Origin of the sequence: Streptococcus sp. 29896, from assembly GCF_032594915.1 — a bacterium.
Lineage (GTDB): Bacteria > Bacillota > Bacilli > Lactobacillales > Streptococcaceae > Streptococcus > Streptococcus suivaginalis.
This window is the reverse complement of the sequence record NZ_CP118733.1, coordinates 816,056-836,576: the sequence shown is the minus strand read 5'-3', so window position 1 is coordinate 836,576 and position 20,521 is coordinate 816,056. Positions and strand designations below refer to the sequence as shown.

11 protein-coding genes are annotated in these 20,521 nt (G+C 42.8%); 3 read left to right on the top strand and 8 right to left on the bottom strand.

The annotated features are described in order from the left end of the window. Positions 1–144: 144 nt before the first annotated feature. From PXH68_RS03850 to uvrB, 5 genes are all read right to left on the bottom strand, one after another. On the bottom strand, positions 145–1,050 hold the full coding sequence (locus tag PXH68_RS03850; RefSeq protein ID WP_248028871.1) for a hypothetical protein: 906 nt from the start codon (positions 1,048–1,050) through the stop codon (positions 145–147). Between the two features lie 66 nt (positions 1,051–1,116). Beyond that, positions 1,117–1,611, bottom strand: coding sequence for a GNAT family N-acetyltransferase (locus tag PXH68_RS03845; protein WP_248028872.1), 495 nt, complete (start codon positions 1,609–1,611; stop codon positions 1,117–1,119). A gap of 88 nt (positions 1,612–1,699) precedes the next feature. Further along, positions 1,700–3,045, bottom strand: a protein-coding gene (locus tag PXH68_RS03840) for an IS3 family transposase (protein ID WP_316715495.1) whose coding sequence is annotated in 2 segments (ribosomal slippage) — positions 1,700–2,604 and positions 2,604–3,045 — 1,347 coding nt in all. Because the reading frame shifts where the segments join, the coding sequence is not laid out codon by codon here. 72 nt (positions 3,046–3,117) lie between these two features. Next, positions 3,118–9,444 carry a ZmpA/ZmpB/ZmpC family metallo-endopeptidase gene (locus PXH68_RS03835; protein ID WP_248028855.1) on the bottom strand — a complete coding sequence of 2,109 codons (6,327 nt, stop codon included), beginning with the start codon at positions 9,442–9,444 and terminating at the stop codon, positions 3,118–3,120. Between the two features lie 167 nt (positions 9,445–9,611). Continuing rightward, positions 9,612–11,597 (bottom strand): excinuclease ABC subunit UvrB, encoded by a 1,986-nt coding sequence (gene uvrB, locus PXH68_RS03830; protein WP_248028857.1) that lies wholly within the window; start codon positions 11,595–11,597, stop codon positions 9,612–9,614. A 188-nt stretch (positions 11,598–11,785) separates the two neighbouring features. Here uvrB and PXH68_RS03825 point away from each other — a divergent pair, with 188 nt between their 5' ends. Together PXH68_RS03825 and PXH68_RS03820 are read left to right on the top strand one after the other, a co-directional pair. Further along, positions 11,786–13,990 (top strand): ABC transporter substrate-binding protein/permease, encoded by a 2,205-nt coding sequence (locus PXH68_RS03825; protein WP_248028858.1) that lies wholly within the window; start codon positions 11,786–11,788, stop codon positions 13,988–13,990. Next, positions 13,990–14,730, top strand: a complete 741-nt coding sequence (locus PXH68_RS03820) for an amino acid ABC transporter ATP-binding protein (protein ID WP_205030640.1) — start codon at positions 13,990–13,992, stop codon at positions 14,728–14,730. The genes PXH68_RS03825 and PXH68_RS03820 overlap by 1 nt, the downstream gene beginning before the upstream one ends. Positions 14,731–14,784: 54 nt before the next feature. Here the strand turns inward: PXH68_RS03820 and PXH68_RS03815 are convergent. From PXH68_RS03815 to PXH68_RS03805, 3 genes are all read right to left on the bottom strand, one after another. After that, positions 14,785–16,130, bottom strand: a protein-coding gene (locus PXH68_RS03815; protein ID WP_316715493.1) for an IS3 family transposase whose coding sequence is annotated in 2 segments (ribosomal slippage) — positions 14,785–15,689 and positions 15,689–16,130 — 1,347 coding nt in all. Because the reading frame shifts where the segments join, the coding sequence is not laid out codon by codon here. Positions 16,131–16,219: 89 nt separating this feature from the next. Then, on the bottom strand, positions 16,220–16,711 hold the full coding sequence (locus PXH68_RS03810) for a GNAT family N-acetyltransferase (RefSeq protein WP_172053230.1): 492 nt from the start codon (positions 16,709–16,711) through the stop codon (positions 16,220–16,222). A 281-nt stretch (positions 16,712–16,992) separates the two neighbouring features. Then, positions 16,993–18,564 carry an L-lactate permease gene (locus PXH68_RS03805; protein WP_248028531.1) on the bottom strand — a complete coding sequence of 524 codons (1,572 nt, stop codon included), beginning with the start codon at positions 18,562–18,564 and terminating at the stop codon, positions 16,993–16,995. Positions 18,565–18,970: 406 nt separating this feature from the next. On the opposite strand from PXH68_RS03805, the gene PXH68_RS03800 reads away from it, so the two are divergent. Continuing rightward, entirely contained in the window at positions 18,971–20,494 is a 1,524-nt protein-coding gene (locus PXH68_RS03800; protein ID WP_248028530.1) for an ATP-binding cassette domain-containing protein, read from the top strand. The last annotated feature ends 27 nt before the right edge of the window (positions 20,495–20,521 follow it).

Here is a 20,521-nt window from a genome sequence, read left to right as displayed (position 1 = left end):
GAATGTCTCATCTGTGATAACTTTTTTATTACTCTGATTGTCACTTTTAGGCTGGGCAAAAACTCTAGCCTCGCTTCTTAGAGTTCGTGTCAATATCTCAGTGCAGTGGTTGATTGAGTCCTTCCCACTTCCTCTTAATTTTCCTTACCAACGAGGGTTGGCTTCGAAAATCCAGCGACGTGACCAAGTATGACTCTGACCTGGAGCGAGGCAGATGGTCTGGATGATTTCTGGGCTAACGATGTGATCTGTCGCCCAGAGGAGCAGACTGGTCGGTTTAACATGGTCAATCCCAGTCACACTTGCTTGCGCTCCCTTATGGCTGAGTTTCCAGGTAAAGGTCTCACCGAGGCTTGCCTTGTCCGTGCTAAGAACACTGAGCGAAACATCGGTCTCGCATTTTTCAAAAGCAATGGCCTTGCCGTCTGCTATAAAATTGTTATGGTCATAGCCTCCAAAACCATCGAGACGTTCCTGCCCCAGGTCATTCATATCTGGCAAGTCCAAACGGTAATCAGGTGAGATTGCCATACCGTCGATACTGAGAAAATTATGGCAATATTCTTCCGTTTCAAATGCCTTCTCACCAACATTGGTAATAGTCGCTTCTAGAATAAGGATATTGTCCTCAATCCGAATGGTCTTCTCAACCTCCGCAGCAATACCCATGCAAGGGACAGCTTCCGTAAAAAATGTAGCAGAGGTTTCCGTCTGGGTAACGGTAACAGGATAAGGAATGACCTCATCGTACTTATGGGCAAATTGGTAGCCCAGATCACTATCTTGCTTGATCAAGCCGACGCCCAATTTGGGAAAGTAGTCGCCAACCTGGGCACCCGTAGCAAAATCCCCAGAAAACTCGCAGCAAAGCCCTCTTCCACCCGAAGATAAATGCCGTAAATTCATGGGTTCATTGGCACCAAAATGCGTATCTCCGTCTAAGGTAACATCTGAAATAAAGCCCGCACGGTCAAAGCGAAAAGTATCATTTGGCCGTTCGCCTGGTTCAGAAATTTCGACTCTCAGGCGATGATTTGTTAGTAATATCATAAGATTCCTCCTTGTCTCAGCCTTATTATAGCACAGACAAAAAAGAGTTATCAATATAATAATGTGTTATTTTTTTGAAAGTGTCAATTGCATGCGGTATTCCCTTCGCTCTTCACCAAGATGGACAGTCTTCTCAAGTCCATCAAAGCGAAAGCCAACTCGTTCATAAAAAGCAATTGCACGCGCATTTCCCTCCAAGACCCAGAGGGAAATAGTTTCGTAGCTCTGCAATTTCTCCAAAGCTGCCTGCATCAACTGGTAGCCAATCCCACGATCATAGAAATCCGCCAAAACATAGAGGGCGTATATCTCACCAGACTCCTGCAAGTCCTCCTGACTACTGGCACCGTAACAAACAAAGCCAACCACCTGTTCATCCTCCAGTGCTACCAAGATATTCTGAGGATAGCGAAAGGCCCAGTCCTGACAGCGCTCCAAGGTGTAGGTTTTTTGGAGAAAATCCTGCGGTAACAAATCTGCATAGGCTTCCTGCCAAACCTTCCAATGGACATAAGCCTTGCCTTTAATCTCCTCCTTAGTTTGCATGGGCTTGATTTGCATATAGTTACCTCCATAAATTTGTTTCAATTCTATCATAAAAAAGGAGCTGGTACAAGACTGAACTGCCCCCAAAAAGTTGGACAAATAATTATTGAAAGGATTTAGTTCTGTATTGGACAGGACTAAGTCCTTTTAATTTTGCTTTTATTCGTTTGTTGTTGTAGTAAAAAATATAATCTGTAATAGCTTCTTCAAGCTCATCAAGTGATTGATAAGATGTCTCGAGTCCATAAAACATTTCAGATTTGAGAATGCCAAAGAAAGACTCCATCATCCCATTATCTGGGCTATTCCCTTTGCGGGACATGGATGGTCGAATGCCTTTGGTTTCCAAAAAGTAATGGTAAGACTGGTGCTGGTATTGCCAACCTTGATCGCTGTGGAGAATAGTCCCACTGTATAAATCTGCTGGAAAAGCCTTCGCAAGCATGGTTTGAACCTGTTTCAAGTCAGGTGACCGAGACAGGGTAAAATCAATAATCTCACTATTATAGCCGTCAAGAACAGGCGATAAGTAGAGTTTCCCTTCAGGCAAAGCAAACTCCGTCACATCGGTATAACATTTTTCATAAGGCTTAGATCCCTCAAACTGACGTTTAATCAGATTATCAGCCTTCTTACCCAACTCACCTTTGTAAGAAGCATACTTGCGCTTACGACGAATACGAGCCGCTAAGCCCATGACTGTCATCAAGCGCTGCACCTTTTTGTGGTTGATGAAGAAACCTCGATTTCTGAGTTCTAAATAAATCCGACGATAGCCGTAATTACCTTTATGGTCATCATAAATGGCTTGAATTTCAGCCTTAATGGCTTTGTTCTTGTCGGGTTTATCCAGTTGCTTGACTTGATAATAATAAGTTGAGCGAGGCATTTTAGCTGTCGCAAGTAGGAGGTCTAGTCGGAATCCTCCTTGGACCATATCTCTAATTGTTTCTGCTGTTCGCGCACTAGTGTTTCGTCCCTCAAGCGAAGTTCTCTCAACTTTTTTAGGAAGGCCACCTCAGTTCGAAGACGTTCATTTTCCTCTTGAAGGCGCTCTAATTCCGTCATCTCTTCCCAGGTTTTCTTGCGTTTACGTCCCATCTTGCTCGGTCTCCCTCTTGGTTTTTCAAGAATAGTATACCCGTTTTTCTTGTATTGTGCTATCCAATTGGGAAGCATTCCTCGATTTGGCAAGGCATAATCAAGGGAAACTGAGAGTTGAGAACACCCATGAATCAAGACCTTATCCATTATTTCTTGCTTTAATTCAGGTGAATAATACCTATTTTTACCTTTTTCAACGCTTTCCACGCCATATCGATCCATGAGTTTTATCATGTATGTGAGATTGGCAATAGTGACCTTGTATATCTGGCTAAGGTTGACCCACGACACGCCACTCTTTCTCAGCTCATATATTTCTAGTTTATCTTCATAACTTAATTTCATAAGAAAAACACCCCAATCGTTAGATTTTGTGTCTAACTTTTGGGGTGCAGTTCAGACCAACTCGCTTTTTCATTATGGGTTGAAGATGGATGTTCTAAAGTCATCAGTAGATGTCATCATTGCTTGATAAACCTTGACTTTGAGCGCATGAACACGACTGAGGTTGACGTTATTGGTCGAATAGAAAATTCGTCCATTTGTATCAGCCTCCATAGCTTCTTCCATCAAAGCCTGGAGTTGAGCATAGGTCGTTACTGTCACTTCTTTTGTAGAGTTAGCAACACCTAATTCATACTGCATAGTAAATGGCTTCAGTTTTCCAGCCTCTGCTTTTTCAACACGCTCAGCAAACATGGCTTTCTTGAATTCTTCCCATGTTGTATATTGCCCCTTAAAGACTTGGTTCAAGACGTGCGTATCAGTAATCAGACCCGTATCTTTCTTGTTCCAAGTATCGTAGATCGTTGAGCCTTGGCTCATAGCATAATCAGATAATTGACCAGATGCGTATGGGATAAAGCCTTCTGTATAGCCCTTAGCTGCAATCAATTCAAAGGCCATACGACGGAACATGATATCTCCCGGTGAGCCATATGGGTTTGAAAGTGCAGAATAGTTGGCTGCAAACATTGGCACACTGTGGTAACCATTACGAGACCATTCTTTGTTCAAGGTCTTGGCACCACCAGAAGGGCCGAAATACTGACGGTAATCAATGATACTTTGGTCGATTAAGTCATTAAAGGTCTTCAAGGAAGCTACTTCAGCATCTGTCAGCTCACGTGCATTATTTCCAGCATGCGTATTAGCACCGTTTGTTTGAACATAGTAGTTTTCAATCTTACGGAGCCAATCTTTCTTCAAATCGTCAGATTTTCCAAGAATAGCCATACCTTCCAAGTAATCCAACAAGTAAAGGGCATCAAATTGATTATGGAAGTAAGCATTGAAGTCCGCCTCGTTGCTAAATCTCTCTACCGGATCTGCAACATGGACACGGTTAGCCATATCTTCTGTAAAGAAGGCGTTGAAGCCAAGGATCATCTTATCAAGAGAGGAAACGTTTTGTAGCAATCCATCTGCATAAACTTCCATTCCTTGACCGATACGGCGACCATAACCATGGAGATAGGTAGAGCCGTCTTGGTTGTGGACCATTTCATGGCTATAAAGTGTCGTTCCATAATCACCTAGCATATCATAGGTGATATAGTAAGTTTCCTTACCATCTGCATAGGCTGTCTTAATCGATGGATGTTCACGGTACCACTTGTTAATCGGACCGTAGAAGTCTTGGATAGCATCTACTTCCGCAGTCAAATTACGGTAGGCCTTCTTACCATCTGGACCATACATCATATAACCTTCATTGTTGAGCAGGCTACCAAAGAGTTTTTCACGGTTTGTCTCATCGAGAATCTTATACCAGAAGTCCGCATTGTCACGCTGACGTTGAGCCGCCAAATCAACCATTTGACGAACCTTATCACGGTTTTCTGTTGTTGAATAGTCTTCAACATAGTGCTCATATGAACCGATTGCCATGGTATTTAGATTGCTAATGATGAAAATGTCTTCCTGTGGCAGGGTCAAAAGTGGCAAGAGCATTTGACGGTAAGTCCAGTTTGGATTGGTGATGCGGTCATAGACTGCCAGAGCATACTTGCTGTGTTTTTCTGCAGCATCTTGCTTGGCTGCTGCTTCTGCTACCTGCGACTTGCTTTCAACAATATAGGCTTTTGTTGTTTGCTTAAACCATTCATTGTCTGTCATGTTTGGCAAGAAAAGTTTACGGTAGGACTCAACCAAGTCAAAGACAGAAGCCTTAGCAGTTTGTTTTGCCATGGCGGACACGTAGGTCGTAACGTTGTTATGGGCACGAAGAACATCGTAGCCACCATTTCCGATTGCCAATATCATATCTAGTGCTGATGCTGCATCATTTCCGAAGAAATCAGGCTCGAAAATGGTTAATTCCTTGGTATTCACAGTTCCGTAGTTGATGTCGTACCAGCGGTTCAAGTAAGTCAGACCTAGTAGAAAGGCTTCTTTATTATTAAGAATTTTTTCCTTGATATAGGTCTCTGAAGCCTGGCCTTGTCCATTGAGACTAGCAACTAACAATTTTCGAACATTGCTTTCTAGGTTGGCCATGACTTTTTCAAAACTATCTGCAAAGTAGAAATCTTTGATAGTTCCCGTTTGTGTATTGGTATCCAATTTTGTTGGATAGCCGATAACTGTCTTCATGGCTTCAGAATCTAGGGTGACAGTAGACAGATTGCTTACCAAGTCAGTAACAAGGGCGCTTCTATCATTCAAGAAGGACTCTGGCGTGTAAATCAAGTCTGTTCCTGAAATGGTATACTCCACTACATGGTTGTTCTTGAAATCTTCTTTATAGGAAACTGCCTTGTAGTCAACGGTACCATCCGCGTAATGGAGCATGATCTTATTGATGTTTGTCTTCTCAGTATAAGCATCCATCACAAAGGCATCATCCTTCATCGGAACAACGTCCAAGAGACGAACGGTATTGAGCTTATCATCGACGGCTACCTTGTTTCCATAGTATACAAGGAGTTCCTTGTTGTAGAATGGCAAGATTTTTTCCATGTTATAGTAAGCAGTTGCGTGATCAGCTTGTGCCTTATCCAAAGTCAAGTAATCAACAGAGTAATCGTTTAGATTGATTGGAGCTGAGTCGTCCAAGTTGGCTACAAGGTTCAATTCTGTTAATTTGGCAAGAGCCTCACTGCTTGTAATTGTCGTTACATTTGCAAGTGTATCTGTCGTGGTTGAAAAGGCCTTGCTCACCTTTTTCTCCGCATTCACTGCATAACCAACAATACTAGTTGGTCCTGTCATGCTACTAATAACATTGGTTACATTACCAACATGTGGAGCAAGGTAGCTTGTCACTTGGTTGGAACCTGCGATACCACCGATTATGCCCCCTGTTTCTGTTGTGACAATAGAACCCGTTGCATAGGCATTATAGACACTTCCTGGTACATCGTAAACGAGCATTGTACGTCCAACAATACCACCTGCTACTTGATTTTCACTACCCGGCAAGATAATGGTTGCGTCCACCTTAGCGTTGCCGACGCTGGACATGGTTCCATTTCCCAAAATACCACCCATCAAGCTCGCATTACTACTTGTTGTTTCTAAAGTTCCCTTGAAGGATACATCTTTAATAGTTGTATTGGTAGCTGATTGGATCAAGCCAGAAACGTTTTGAGGACCGCGAATGCTTCCTTCAACTGCCACATTGGTTACCTTAGCGTTGTTTGCATTGATGGCAAGACTTGCCAATGGATTGCTTGTGGTAGTGGTCAGGTTGATATTCTTCAAGTCAAGGTTTTCAATGGTTCCACTAAAGTTGTAGAATAGTGGCGCCTTCAGATTGTTGATAGAGAAGAAATAGCCATCATTGGTTCCTGACAAGGTTCCACTAAAGTTTGTCACATAGGACGCAATATCACCAACAGGAACTTCCGAAGCATCCAAGTTGGCACCTAGTTTGAAGGTACCAGATGGGTTGGCCTTCATCGCTTCAAGCAGCGCCTTGAAGGAGGTGTAGGTATTGACATCTGTCGCCATCTTCGGAATGTAAAATTCTCTGTTTGCAACGTATTGCGCATCCTTATCCTGCACCAGTTGGTCAAAGGCAGAGACAACTTTAAAGACTGTTTTCCCATTCAAGCTTGTCTCTTCAATACTTGAAACTGGTAGATAGACTTCCTTAAAGCGATCCGATGTTACCTTGACAAATAACTCTTCTGTTGAAGTTGGCAATTCCTCCAAGTATGCTGTGCCAACAAAGTTTCCATCTTTACGACGGTAAATTGTTACGGCATCAATGTCTTTGATTTCAATCTTTTTATATTCAAGATTAAACTCACGAACACTTTCTTGCAGGGCATTTTGCTCTTGATTATTCAAGTTATAGTAAACTTGTGTCTTCAAGGTGTAATCTGTGTAGTAGTCCAAACGAGTGAGTTCCAAGCTTCCATTTGGATCTGTAATAGCTACTTCTTGTACCAGCTCATCTCCCTTATAAAGAAGGGCGATTGCATGGCTGAAATTCTCGCTTGGATTGGTCAATTTGTAATTGGCTGTCGCTGATTTATCATCATCATTTTCAATCAAATCAGTAATTTCAACTGTCGGTGGAACTCGTTTCTTGGTCCCTACTGCAATCCGCTCAGGGACAGCTTCTTTCGTTACCGTCTCTGTAACCATCGGATTTGGCTGGCGAACGCCCTTGATGGTGGTATAGGTTGTGGTAATATCCTTGCTACCATTAACTCCTGTTTGAAGGACTTTGGTCTCGCCCTCATAAAGATTTGGATCTTCAACGGTCTCAGTCGCGTAGGCAATTGATTCAGTGGATACTTCCGATTCTGTTCCAGTGATTGGTTTGGTACCACGAGCAATTACTTTATCAAGAGATTCTTTGGTCACCGTTTCAGTCACACTTGGATTGGCTTGGCGCACCCCATTTAAAACCTCATAAACTGTGGTAATGGTTAGCTGCCCAATCCGGCCTTCTTGTAACACCGATTCTTCATCAGTATAGAGAGTTGGATCGTCTTGGTAAATTGTCTGATAGGCGATCTCTTTGGTTTCAACAACTGTCTCCTGGCTCAAGACATCCGCTTTCTTTGTTCCCACTCGGACAATCTGTTCTTTCGCTTCTTGGGTGACTTGGTTGGAAATTTCTTGACTGGCCAGCAAGACACCATCTGCGTAGCTATGTTTAATCTGAATGGTTCGAAGACCATTTTGTCCAGTTTGCTCGACCTGGCGCTCACCTTCTAAGAGGCTATCATCTAAGACTTCACGAACAGTAAATGGAATCTCTTCTGTCTTGGTTTCAACTTCCTCAGTTAATGTAACAGTAGGAAGCTCTACACTTGGCGCAGTATCTGGGAGAGCAGTAATTGGCTTGGTACCAACTTTTACAATTTGAGTTTGAGGCGCCTGGGTCACAGAGCGTCCTACTTCTTCAGATGCTACCAATTGTCCATCCACATAAGTCTGTTTAATAGCAATGCTTTCCTGCCCAGCTTGTCCAACTTGAACAACCTGCCGGCTTCCTTCTAAGAGCGTATCGTCAGCAACTTCTTGCACTTCAAAAGCAATAGCTTGGGTTTGGTAAATAGTTTCTTCCGTAATTGTGACTTTCGGTAATTCCAAACTTGGTGCTGTATCAGGAATAGCAGTCACTGGCTTAGTACCAACCAAAACGATTTGAGGGGTTGGTGCAACTTCTTCACGACCAACTTCCTCTGTTTTCACGGCTTGCCCATCCACATAGGTTACTTTGGTCCAAATTGTCAGACTTCCAGCTTGACCTGGCTGACTCACTTCTTGACTTCCTTCTGGCAATTGGTCAGAATATTGGGTCACCGTTTCAAACGGAATAGCTTCTGTATGACTAATTTCTTCTTCCGTTATGGTGGCTGCAGGCACTTCATGGCTCGGTGCTGTCGATGGCACACTTGTTTCAACCTTTGTCCCAACCTTGACGATTTGTTTAACTGGTTCTTGACTAACAGTACGACTTACTTCTTGAATTGCAACTACCTGACCACCAATCAAAATTTTCTTGCTTTCAATTGTCAGCAAACCATTTTGACCTTCTTGAACAAGCTGACGATCTCCCTCTAGAAGACTATCATCTAATACTTCTTCTACCTCAAATGGAATTACTTCTGTCGTCTCAACCATCTCTTCACTTGTTTCTAGACTTGGCAACTCAAGACTTGGTGCCTGATCCGGAACTTGTGTGATAAGTGGAGTCTCAGATGGTAAGTCTTGAACTTTTGTTTCACGTAAGTAACCGACATACTCATAACCAGGAATCGTTCCAGGTTGTGGCAAGGACTCTCCAACAGCCTTATCAACCACATGGTTGTAATGCGCTAAAATCTGGCTGGTCAAGGCAGACCCAACTGGAGCAAGGAAACTAGTACCTGAGGCTGTCAACACAACCACACCAAGCAATGTACGTTTTCCATTTTTTCCCAATTTGAAGGCAAGAACCAAAAGACTAACGCCAGCAAGAGCAAAGGCACTATTCTCTAATAAACCTGTCTTTGGTAGAACATGTGTACTTGGGCTAGTCGCAAGCGGGCGGTAAACCAAATAGTAACCAGCATCATCTGATTGCACCAGACCTGGTAACTCGTGGATTACCAAGTCTTTTTCCTGTTCAGTCAACTCTGCTTCTGTGACATAGGTATAATCAATCTCTTGAGCAGAAACCTTGACAGAGCTAGTCACAGTAGATGCAAAAAAGAGACTTGCAACTGCTGCTGAAACAAGTCCTACGGATAATTTCCGAAAAGCAAAGCGTACTTGCTTTTCAAATTGAGATTTTTTCATTTTCTTTTCATCCCCCTATGGATATACTTCATCATTATACCGTCAGACCTGCTATTAGACAAGTCTTTTGGCTCTATTTCATGAAAAAATCCCCATTTCCAAACATTGGAAATAGGGAAGCGTTTTTATCCAATTGAATGTCCTTTTTATGACTAAAGAACGAGACTTTACATATTCTTCAACTCAATGACCATATCACGAATCTGAGCTGCTAGTTCAAAGTCAAGCACTTCTGCTGCTTCCTGCATTTGACCTTCCAGTTTCTTGATCATAGCCTTGCGTTCATCTTTGTTGAGGGCATTGAAGTCCACCGCTTCTTCCTTGTCCTGAGTAACAGCCTTGGTCACACTAATCAGGTCACGGATTTCCTTCTTAATGGTCTGTGGAATGATGCCATGTTCTTCATTATAAGCCATCTGGATCTGACGGCGGCGGGCTGTTTCTTCCATAGCCTTCCGCATAGACTCGGTGATCTTGTCCGCATACATAATCACGTGGCCTTCAGAGTTACGAGCCGCCCGACCGATTGTCTGGATGAGCCCTCGTTCATTACGGAGGAAACCTTCCTTGTCAGCATCTAGAATAGCCACCAGACTGACTTCTGGCACGTCAATCCCTTCACGTAAGAGGTTAATCCCTATCAGAACATCAAAGACACCCAGGCGCAAATCACGGATAATCTCCGTACGCTCCAAGGTCTTGATATCCGAGTGCATATACTTGACCTTGACGCCCATTTCTTTCAGGTAGTCAGTCAAGTCCTCTGCCATTTTCTTAGTCAGGGTAGTGATAAAGGTCCGCTCGCCTTTCTCAACACGGGCATTGATTTCACCCAAGAGGTCATCCATTTGGCCCATGGTTGGACGGACTTCCACTTCTGGATCCAAAAGCCCTGTCGGCCGAATGATCTGCTCGACAACGGTATCGGTCTGCTCCATTTCATAGTCACCTGGCGTCGCAGATACATAGACAATCTGGTGGACATGACTCTCAAATTCTTCTCTGCGCAGCGGACGATTGTCCAGAGCACTTGGGAGGCGGAAACCATAGTTGACCAACATCTCCTTGCGAGAGCGGTCACCATTGTACATCCCCTTAATCTGCCCCATGGTCATGTGGCTCTCGTCAATCATAATCAGGTAGTCTTCAGGGAAAAAGTCCAGCAGAGTATAAGGAGGCTCGCCCTCGCTTCGCCCGTCCATGTGTCGTGAATAGTTCTCAACTCCGTTGGTGTAACCCATTTCCCGCAGCATTTCAATGTCATAGTCGGTCCGTTGTTTCAATCGCTGAGCTTCTAAGAGTTTTCCTTCTGCTTCAAAGACCTTGAGCTGCTCTTCCAGCTCCGCCTGAATCTTGGCAATAGCCGTTTCCATGTGGTCATCGTTGGTCACGAAGTGAGTGGCAGGGAAAATCGCCAAGTGGTCCACATCGCCCAAGACCTTACCTGTCAGGCTTTCAATCTCACGAATGCGGTCAATTTCATCCCCGAAAAACTCCACACGAAAGGCGTGTTCATCACGAGAAGCTGGGAAAATCTCCACCACATCTCCACGTACACGGAAACGCCCCCGTTGGAAGTCGATGTCGTTGCGCTCGAACTGAATATCAACCAGAGAATTAAGCAACTGGTCACGGGAAATCTCCTGACCTGGGCGCAGGCTGACCACACTATCTGAATATTCCTTGGGCGATCCCAAACCGTAGATACAGGAAACGGAGGCCACGACGATGACATCATTCCGTTCGAGAAGAGCTGAGGTCGCTGAGTGACGGAGTTTGTCAATCTCATCATTGACCGAACTATCCTTCTCAATATAGGTATCGCTAGACGGTACATAGGCTTCTGGCTGGTAGTAATCATAATAAGACACGAAGTATTCGACCGCATTTTCTGGGAAGAATTCCTTGAACTCACTGTAGAGCTGACCAGCTAGGGTCTTGTTGTGGGCGATAACCAAAGTGGGCTTATTAACACGGGCAATGACCTGACTCATGGTGTAGGTCTTACCAGTACCAGTCGCCCCCATGAGAATCTGGGCTTTTTCGCCCCCCTCGATATTATCCACCAAGGTTTCAATAGCTTGAGGCTGGTCACCTGAAGGTGAATATTTTGACACTAGTTTAAATTGGTTTTCAGTATTTCGATTGATCATATCTTGCACTATTCCTTTTCTAACTTCTTCATTTTATCATAAACTGTGGGGAAATTCGTAACCAAAGTCAGCTCTTATTTGTAACTAAATATGTCAGAAAATCTAACATGATTAGAATTCATCCTTTTGCAAAAATTTTCAGAATATGGTATACTAGCACAGTTATTTTAATAAGAAGGAGTTATGAAATGAAGAAAAAATTGCTTATGCTTTTGGCAACGATTTTGCCAATGTTCTTTATTTTTACGGGCGTAAAAGCTGACGATACGATCGATATTGTCTTCGACTCCACTTACGCTCCATTCGAGTTTAAAGACTCAGACCAAGTATATAAAGGATTAGATGTCGATATCATCAATGAAGTCGCTGAACGTTCTGGTTGGACTGTCAGCCAAACCTTCCCTGGTTTCGATGCAGCGGTGAATGCGGTACAATCAGGTTCTGCAGATGCCTTGATGGCGGGAACAACTATTACCGAAGCCCGCAAGAAAGTCTTTACTTTCTCAGATCCTTATTTTGATACCAAGATTGTTATTGCAACAACTAAGTCAAACACAGTCTCTTCATATGATGATCTTAAAGGCAAAACAATCGGTGTCAAAAATGGTACAGCTGCCCAAGCCTTTCTAGATGAAAACAAAGATAAGTACGGTTACTCTGTAAAAACCTTTGATACAGGCGACTTGATGTACAACAGCTTGTCTGCAGGTGCGGTCGATGCTGTAATGGATGACGAAGCTGTTATCCAATACGCTATCCAACAAGGGCAAGATTTGAGCATTGACATGGATGGCGAAGCAATTGGTTCGTTTGGTTTTGCGGTAAAAAAAGGTAGCCAGTATGAATACCTTGTTGAAGATTTTAACACTGCACTTGCAGAAATGAAGGAAGATGGTACCTACGATGCTATCATGACAAAATGGTTGGGGTCTTCTACTGCTTCTGCTGAAACTACTGACTACGCTTCACGCCTTAGCTTGACAGGTAGCGCAACTGCAAAAGCGACTCCTGTGAAAGCAAGCTACACGATCGTTGCAGATTCCTCATTTGCACCATTTGAATACCAGGATGAAAACGGCGAGTATGTCGGTATCGACATGGAATTGATCAAGGCCATTGCGGAACAACAAGGTTTCACAATTACCATCCAGAACCCTGGTTTTGATGCGGCATTGAACGCTGTTCAAGCAGGACAAGCTGACGCTGTTATTGCCGGTATGTCCATTACCGATGCTCGTAAGGAAATTTTTGATTTCTCAGATGCCTACTATTCTTCAAACATTCTCTTAGCAGTTAAGTCTGGCAGCGATATCGCTTCTTACGAAGACCTCAAAGGCCTAACTGTAGGAGCTAAAAACGGAACTGCCTCATATACCTTCTTGGAAGCAAACCAAGATACATACGGTTACACCTTGAAGGCATTTGACGAAGCGTCAACAATGTATGATAGTTTGAACTCTGGCTCAATCGATGCCCTCATGGATGATGAAGCTGTTCTTCTCTACGCTATCCAGCAAGGTCGTGACTTTGATACCCCAATTCCAGGTGAAAAATCTGGCGAATATGGCTTTGCCGTTAAAAAAGGAAGCAATCCTGAATTAATCGAAATGTTCAACAACGGACTTGCGTCACTTGTAGAATCTGGCAAATACGATGAAATCCTCAACAAGTATTTCAATCAAACAGAGGAGACACAAGCAAGTTCATCCACTTCAACTGTCGACGAAACAACCATTTGGGGACTCTTGAAAAACAACTACGGCCAACTCTTGTCAGGCCTTGGAATCACAGTTGGACTTGCCCTTCTATCTTTTGCTATCGCTATTGTTATCGGTATTATCTTTGGTATGTTTGCCGTTAGTCCAATCAAGGCTCTCCGTGTGACTTCTTCAGTCTTTGTAGATGTAGTTCGCGGTATTCCACTCATGATTGTAGCTGCCTTCATCTTCTGGGGCATTCCAAACTTGATTGAATCCATCACAGGTCAACAATCACCAATCAACGACTTTGTTGCTGGTACCATTGCCCTCTCGCTCAACTCAGGTGCATATATTGCAGAAATCGTTCGTGGTGGTATCCAGGCAGTCCCTGTTGGACAAATGGAAGCATCACGTAGTTTGGGTATCTCTTACGGAACAACCATGCGTAAGATTATCTTGCCACAGGCCGGTAAGATTATGTTGCCAAACTTCATCAACCAGTTTGTTATCACTCTGAAAGATACTACTATCATTTCTGCAATTGGTTTGGTGGAACTCTTCCAAGCTGGTAAGATCATCATCGCTCGTAACTACCAATCCTTCCGTATGTATGCAATTCTTGCCATCATCTACTTGGTAGTCATCACTCTCTTAACACGTTTAGCACGTAAGCTAGAAAAAGGAGGCAAATAATGGCTGAATTGAAAATTAATGTCCATGACCTTCATAAGAGTTATGGAGACAACGAGGTCCTCAAAGGGATTTCAGCAAAATTCTACGAAGGCGATGTAGTCTGCATCATCGGTCCTTCCGGCTCTGGTAAATCAACCTTCTTAAGAACTATGAACTTGTTGGAAACAATCACAAGTGGTCAAGTGACGGTTGATGGCTTCGACCTATCTGACCCCAAAACAGATGTCGACACCTTCCGTACCAATGTCGGAATGGTATTTCAACATTTCAACCTTTTCCCTCATATGACAGTCCTTGACAACATCACTTTTGCTCCTGTTGAGCATAAAATATTAGACAAGGCAGAAGCTGAAAAAGTCGGTATGGAATTATTGGAAAAAGTTGGTCTGGCAGACAAGCGTGACGCTATGCCAGACAGCCTATCTGGTGGTCAGAAGCAACGTGTTGCCATCGCTCGTGCCCTGGCAATGAATCCAGACATCATGCTCTTTGACGAGCCTACTTCCGCCCTCGATCCTGAAATGGTCGGAGACGTTCTTAACGTAATGAAAGACTTGGCTGAACAAGGTATGACCATGTTGATCGTAACACACGAGATGGGCTTCGCCCGCAAGGTTGCTAACCGTGTTATCTTTACGGATGGCGGCGAGTTCCTTGAAGATGGGACACCAGAGCAAATCTTTGACAACCCACAACATCCTCGTCTAAAAGACTTCCTTGATAAGGTCTTGAACGTGTAGAAATATGAAAAGCCTTTGACTAACTGAACTGCCCCCAAAAAGTTGGACAAATAATTATTGAAAGGATTTAGTTCTGTATTGGACAGGACTAAGTCCTTTTAATTTTGCTTTTATTCGTTTGTTGTTGTAGTAAAAAATATAATCTGTAATAGCTTCTTCAAGCTCATCAAGTGATTGATAAGATGTCTCGAGTCCATAAAACATTTCAGATTTGAGAATGCCAAAGAAAGACTCCATCATCCCATTATCTGGGCTATTCCCTTTGCGGGACATGGATGGTCGAATGCCTTTGGTTTCCAAAAAGTAATGGTAAGACTGGTGCTGGTATTGCCAACCTTGATCGCTGTGGAGAATAGTCCCACTGTATAAATCTGCTGGAAAAGCCTTCGCAAGCATGGTTTGAACCTGTTTCAAGTCAGGTGACCGAGACAGGGTAAAATCAATAATCTCACTATTATAGCCGTCAAGAACAGGCGATAAGTAGAGTTTCCCTTCAGGCAAAGCAAACTCCGTCACATCGGTATAACATTTTTCATAAGGCTTAGATCCCTCAAACTGACGTTTAATCAGATTATCAGCCTTCTTACCCAACTCACCTTTGTAAGAAGCATACTTGCGCTTACGACGAATACGAGCCGCTAAGCCCATGACTGTCATCAAGCGCTGCACCTTTTTGTGGTTGATGAAGAAACCTCGATTTCTGAGTTCTAAATAAATCCGACGATAGCCGTAATTACCTTTATGGTCATCATAAATGGCTTGAATTTCAGCCTTAATGGCTTTGTTCTTGTCGGGTTTCTCCAGTTGCTTGACTTGATAATAATAAGTTGAGCGAGGCATTTTAGCTGTCGCAAGTAGGAGGTCTAGTCGGAATCCTCCTTGGACCATATCTCTAATTGTTTCTGCTGTTCGCGCACTAGTGTTTCGTCCCTCAAGCGAAGTTCTCTCAACTTTTTTAGGAAGGCCACCTCAGTTCGAAGACGTTCATTTTCCTCTTGAAGGCGCTCTAATTCCGTCATCTCTTCCCAGGTTTTCTTGCGTTTACGTCCCATCTTGCTCGGTCTCCCTCTTGGTTTTTCAAGAATAGTATACCCGTTTTTCTTGTATTGTGCTATCCAATTGGGAAGCATTCCTCGATTTGGCAAGGCATAATCAAGGGAAACTGAGAGTTGAGAACACCCATGAATCAAGACCTTATCCATTATTTCTTGCTTTAATTCAGGTGAATAATACCTATTTTTACCTTTTTCAACGCTTTCCACGCCATATCGATCCATGAGTTTTATCATGTATGTGAGATTGGCAATAGTGACCTTGTATATCTGGCTAAGGTTGACCCACGACACGCCACTCTTTCTCAGCTCATATATTTCTAGTTTATCTTCATAACTTAATTTCATAAGAAAAACACCCCAATCGTTAGATTTTGTGTCTAACTTTTGGGGTGCAGTTCATAACAGTCAAGGCTTTTTTTGCATCTCACAATAATTTATAAATTCTTTTTATAGGACCAACCTTTCTTTGTCTTTTCAACAACTTCAAAGCCACATTTCTCAAATAGTTTACGAGAGCCCGTATTCCAGTCATATATTTCTTCTACAAGTATTTCCTCAAGCCCCACTTCCCTTGCACGCTCGATCATTCTTTGTAATACCTTGGTCCCAATCCCTTTTTTCCAATAACGCCTATCTCCAATGGCAATAGCAAAATCATCTCGAAACAAGGTTACATCACCTATAGGAAGAAACTGACCATTTTCAAGAATTTCAATAAAATAGCATTCCCCATTTTTCGATAAATAGTCATACATCCGATTGAGCAAATCATGACTATAGGGTTCTTTATCGCCATCAACAAGCCAGACCAATTCCAAATCTTGATGCCATATCAAAGCAAAATCATGATATCCATCATATCTACGAAGTCGAATCTGATTATCAATTTCTAATATTGCCGCCTGCTCTACTCCTTCAATCGCCATGAATATCTCCTTACTAGTCCATCTCGATAGGTCAATTATATCAGAAATTTGAACAGATGGGAATAACCATTCCAATTCGTCTAGTAATGCAAACATCCAAAAAGGGAGTGGGAAAGAACTCGACTAGTCTAAAAAAGAGTTCGTCTTCCCACCCCCGCACAGTTGATTAGGTCAGATTTGGAGTGTAAAACACGAATAAATCTGCCAATCAACCACTGCGCTGAGATGTTGACACGAACTCTGGGTAGTGGATCTGGGCTTGAGCCCAGCCTCTTCTTGTGTTATAAAAATAATCCAACTAAAGCAGCAATAATTCCATAAATAAACATAGGGACTGCTGTTTTCTGCATAATGTAGCCTTCCTTACGACGGACACCGGAAACTGATGAAGCAGCGATAATATTGTTCACGCAGGTCATATTTCCCATGGCTCCACCAACTGACTGCATGGCCAAGATACTGGTCATGTTCAGACCAGTTTGCGTAGCAATGGATTGCTGGACTCCACCGAAAATCAAGTTGGAAATTGTTGCTGATCCTGAGAAAAAGGCTCCGATTGCTCCCAAATAAGAAGCAAAGAGTCCCCAGAATGGACCAGTTGCTGCTGCCAAGGACATCCCGATAATGGATACCATTGACTGATCACCATTTAGCAACATAAATTTCACCATGGTTACACCACCTAGTAGCGAGAAGAATGGAACAATCATTTGCTGACTAGTCTCGGCAATCATCTTCCAAACTTTCCCCTTCATACTTGGGTAAAATCCAGACAAGGCAAATACAATCACAAAGAAAGGAATAAAGGCAGGGGCATAGAGTAACTCGTAGGATTCACTAGAACTCGTTCCAAAAACATTTGCTAAGGTAAATTTCAAGGCTTTGGTAACCTCTAAGTCAGCAAAGCCTAGGTTTGCTTTAAACCAAACCGCATCGGTTCGCATTAGGGCTTTGATCCCTAATTGTGGAACCCGAGTTACCACCAAGATAAGCACCAAACTAATCAAAGGTAAGAGAGCCATAAAGAGTTCTTTTATGGCAACAGGATCCGCTGGGACACTCTCCTTTCCTGTCTTTTCTAAACCAATTTTTTTCTTAGCCAACCAGATTGAGATTATAAAACCAATTGCACCTCCCAATAATGATGGAAACTCATAGTTGATAGTTGCTAAAAGGGTCATTGGCAAGGCACAGGCGAAAACTGTCAGGTACACATAGAGTAGATTGGCTTTGATTTGTGCCCAAGAAAAAACATAACGAAGGGCAATCAAGGGAACGACAAAACCTGCAATCAAGTGAACAATCGCTGCTTTTAAGCCCAATTCTCCAATCTGCTGAGCAGTCAAGCCTAAGGAGCCAAAACCAAACCAAGTCGGCGTTCCGACAGCTCCAAAGGAGACAGGAATCGAATTAAAAATCAATACAGCAAGTACCACCTTGATTGGTTCAAAACCAAGCGCAATCAAAATCGGTGCCGCGATTGCAGCAGGCGTACCAAAACCAGAAGCCCCTTCAATCATGAAAGCAAAGGCATAGCCGATAATCATCATCTGGGCAACGGGATTGGGTGTCAAACTAGACATCCAGCGATTGATGACCGCTTGGTTACCTGTTTGCTGTTGGAAATTGTTGAAAAGAACCGCCCCCATGATAACCGTAATGGGTGTTAAGGTCGCCCAAAATCCTGTTACCAAACCAGAATTCAGAAGAGTAAAATCCGTCTTAAAATAGACCAACAAAATAAGATACACAAAAGCAGCTATGCCAGGAAGAGCATAATTGGCCGGAACCCGCATTTTGATCATCAAGAAAATCAAGAGAACAATGGGGAAAACACTCAATAAAATATCCATACTATTTTTCATTTCCTTCTATTTTAAGCTACTTTTTAACAAATCAGTCAAAAATAGCTCCTCCTATTATACCTCAAAGACAAGCAACTTGTGCAAGGGAAAGTTCTTATTTTTGCAAATCATTCCTATTTTGAATCAAAAAAATGACAAAACTTGATCACTTCTTTCCTTTTCAAGTCACCGAAAGATTGACAAGCCCCAAATAGGATGCTATACTGAAAAAAATACACAAAGTGAGGTAAGGAGAAATGGACAGTAACAAGTAAACACTTTTAAGTTGAGTACTTATTTAGTAGTTTTCTTGCGTCCATTTTCTGTTTTCTCTATTCTAAGAATAGGGTCTTTTTGAGCAGGTTTTGGCACACTACTAAATAGGTAGTGTGTTTTTTCATGAAAAGGAGACCCTATGATACAAATCAAAAACCTCACCATCAACCATCAAAAGGACTTCCGTCCCCTAGTCAACAACCTTTCTATTTCCATTCAAACCGGTGACAAGGTTGCCATTATTGGCGAAGAAGGCAACGGAAAATCCAGCCTACTCAAGCTCATCATGGATCCAAAGCTTGTTCAAGACTTCCTCCACTTTGAAGGAGAGGTCCTCCGCGACTACTCTTCCTACGCCTATCTTCCTCAAAGTCTTTCTGTGGAAAAAGCAGAGCAGACCTTATGTGACTTCTTCTTTGGTGATCCAGACCTGAATCTAGACTATCAAGTTCTTTATACATTAGCAGACCAACTAGCATTTGACAGTCAACGCTTTGCCAGCGACCAAGAGCTCTCAAGCCTATCCGGTGGCGAAAAATTAAAAGTCCAACTCATCAAGATACTAGCCCAAGATAGTCAAATTCTCTTTTTGGATGAGCCATCCAACGATTTAGATATAGATACCCTACTATGGTTGGAAAACTATATCGCGACAAGCCCTAAAACTATCCTATTTGTATCTCATGACGAATGGCTACTGGCACACACAGCTAATAAAATCATTCACCTCGAATCTGTAAAAAAGAAAAGCCTAGCACAAACCAGTGTTCAAACTGCCGACTACCAAACCTACCGTATCGAGCGAGAACAGGCTTATCAAAAACAGGTCCACCAAGCAAGAAACGACCGCAAGGTGTTTGATAAGACCATGACCAAGCATTTGCGCCAAAAAGCCCAGGTCCGCCATACCTTGTTGGCAACACACGATGCCACAATGGGACGATTAATTGCTAAAAAGATGAAAAATGTTTTATCACGTGAAAAACGCTTTGAGAAAATGAAAGAAAATCTGACCCCAATTCCCTACTGCGAAGATGGTCTAGAACTTGATTTCTCTTGTATCCAACCACTTCCAGCGCAAAAAAAGATTGTCATACTGGATTATTTCCAGCTCAAACAAGGAAATCATGTTCTAACAGAACCAGTCAATCTTCTGGTCAGAGGACAAGAGAAAATCGGTATTATTGGTCCCAATGGTATTGGCAAATCTAGTCTCATTCAAGCTATCTTGTCCAAAATCAGCACACCTGAACTAAAAATTGGCTACATGCCGCAAGACTACCATCACTTACTTGATTCTGATCAAACTCCCCTAGCTTTTTTAAATCCGAGCGGAGACCAAGATAGGCATCATCTTGTCCTTAGCAGGCTAGCCAGTTTGCAATTTACTCGACAAGAAGTCCACCATGCTATTCACCATCTATCTGGCGGTCAAAAAGCAAAACTCCTCTTGCTAAAAATGGCCTTGGACCAAACAAATTTCCTACTGTTAGACGAACCCACCCGCAACTTTTCCCCTACATCACAGCCAAGAATCCGACAATTATTTTCTGATTATCCTGGTGGACTGATTTGTGTCTCTCATGACCGTCTTTTCTTGCAAGAAGTGTGTCACACTATTTACCAACTGTCACCTCTTGGATTGCACCAAATTGAACTATAAAAAAGAGACCTCACGGCCTCTTGAATA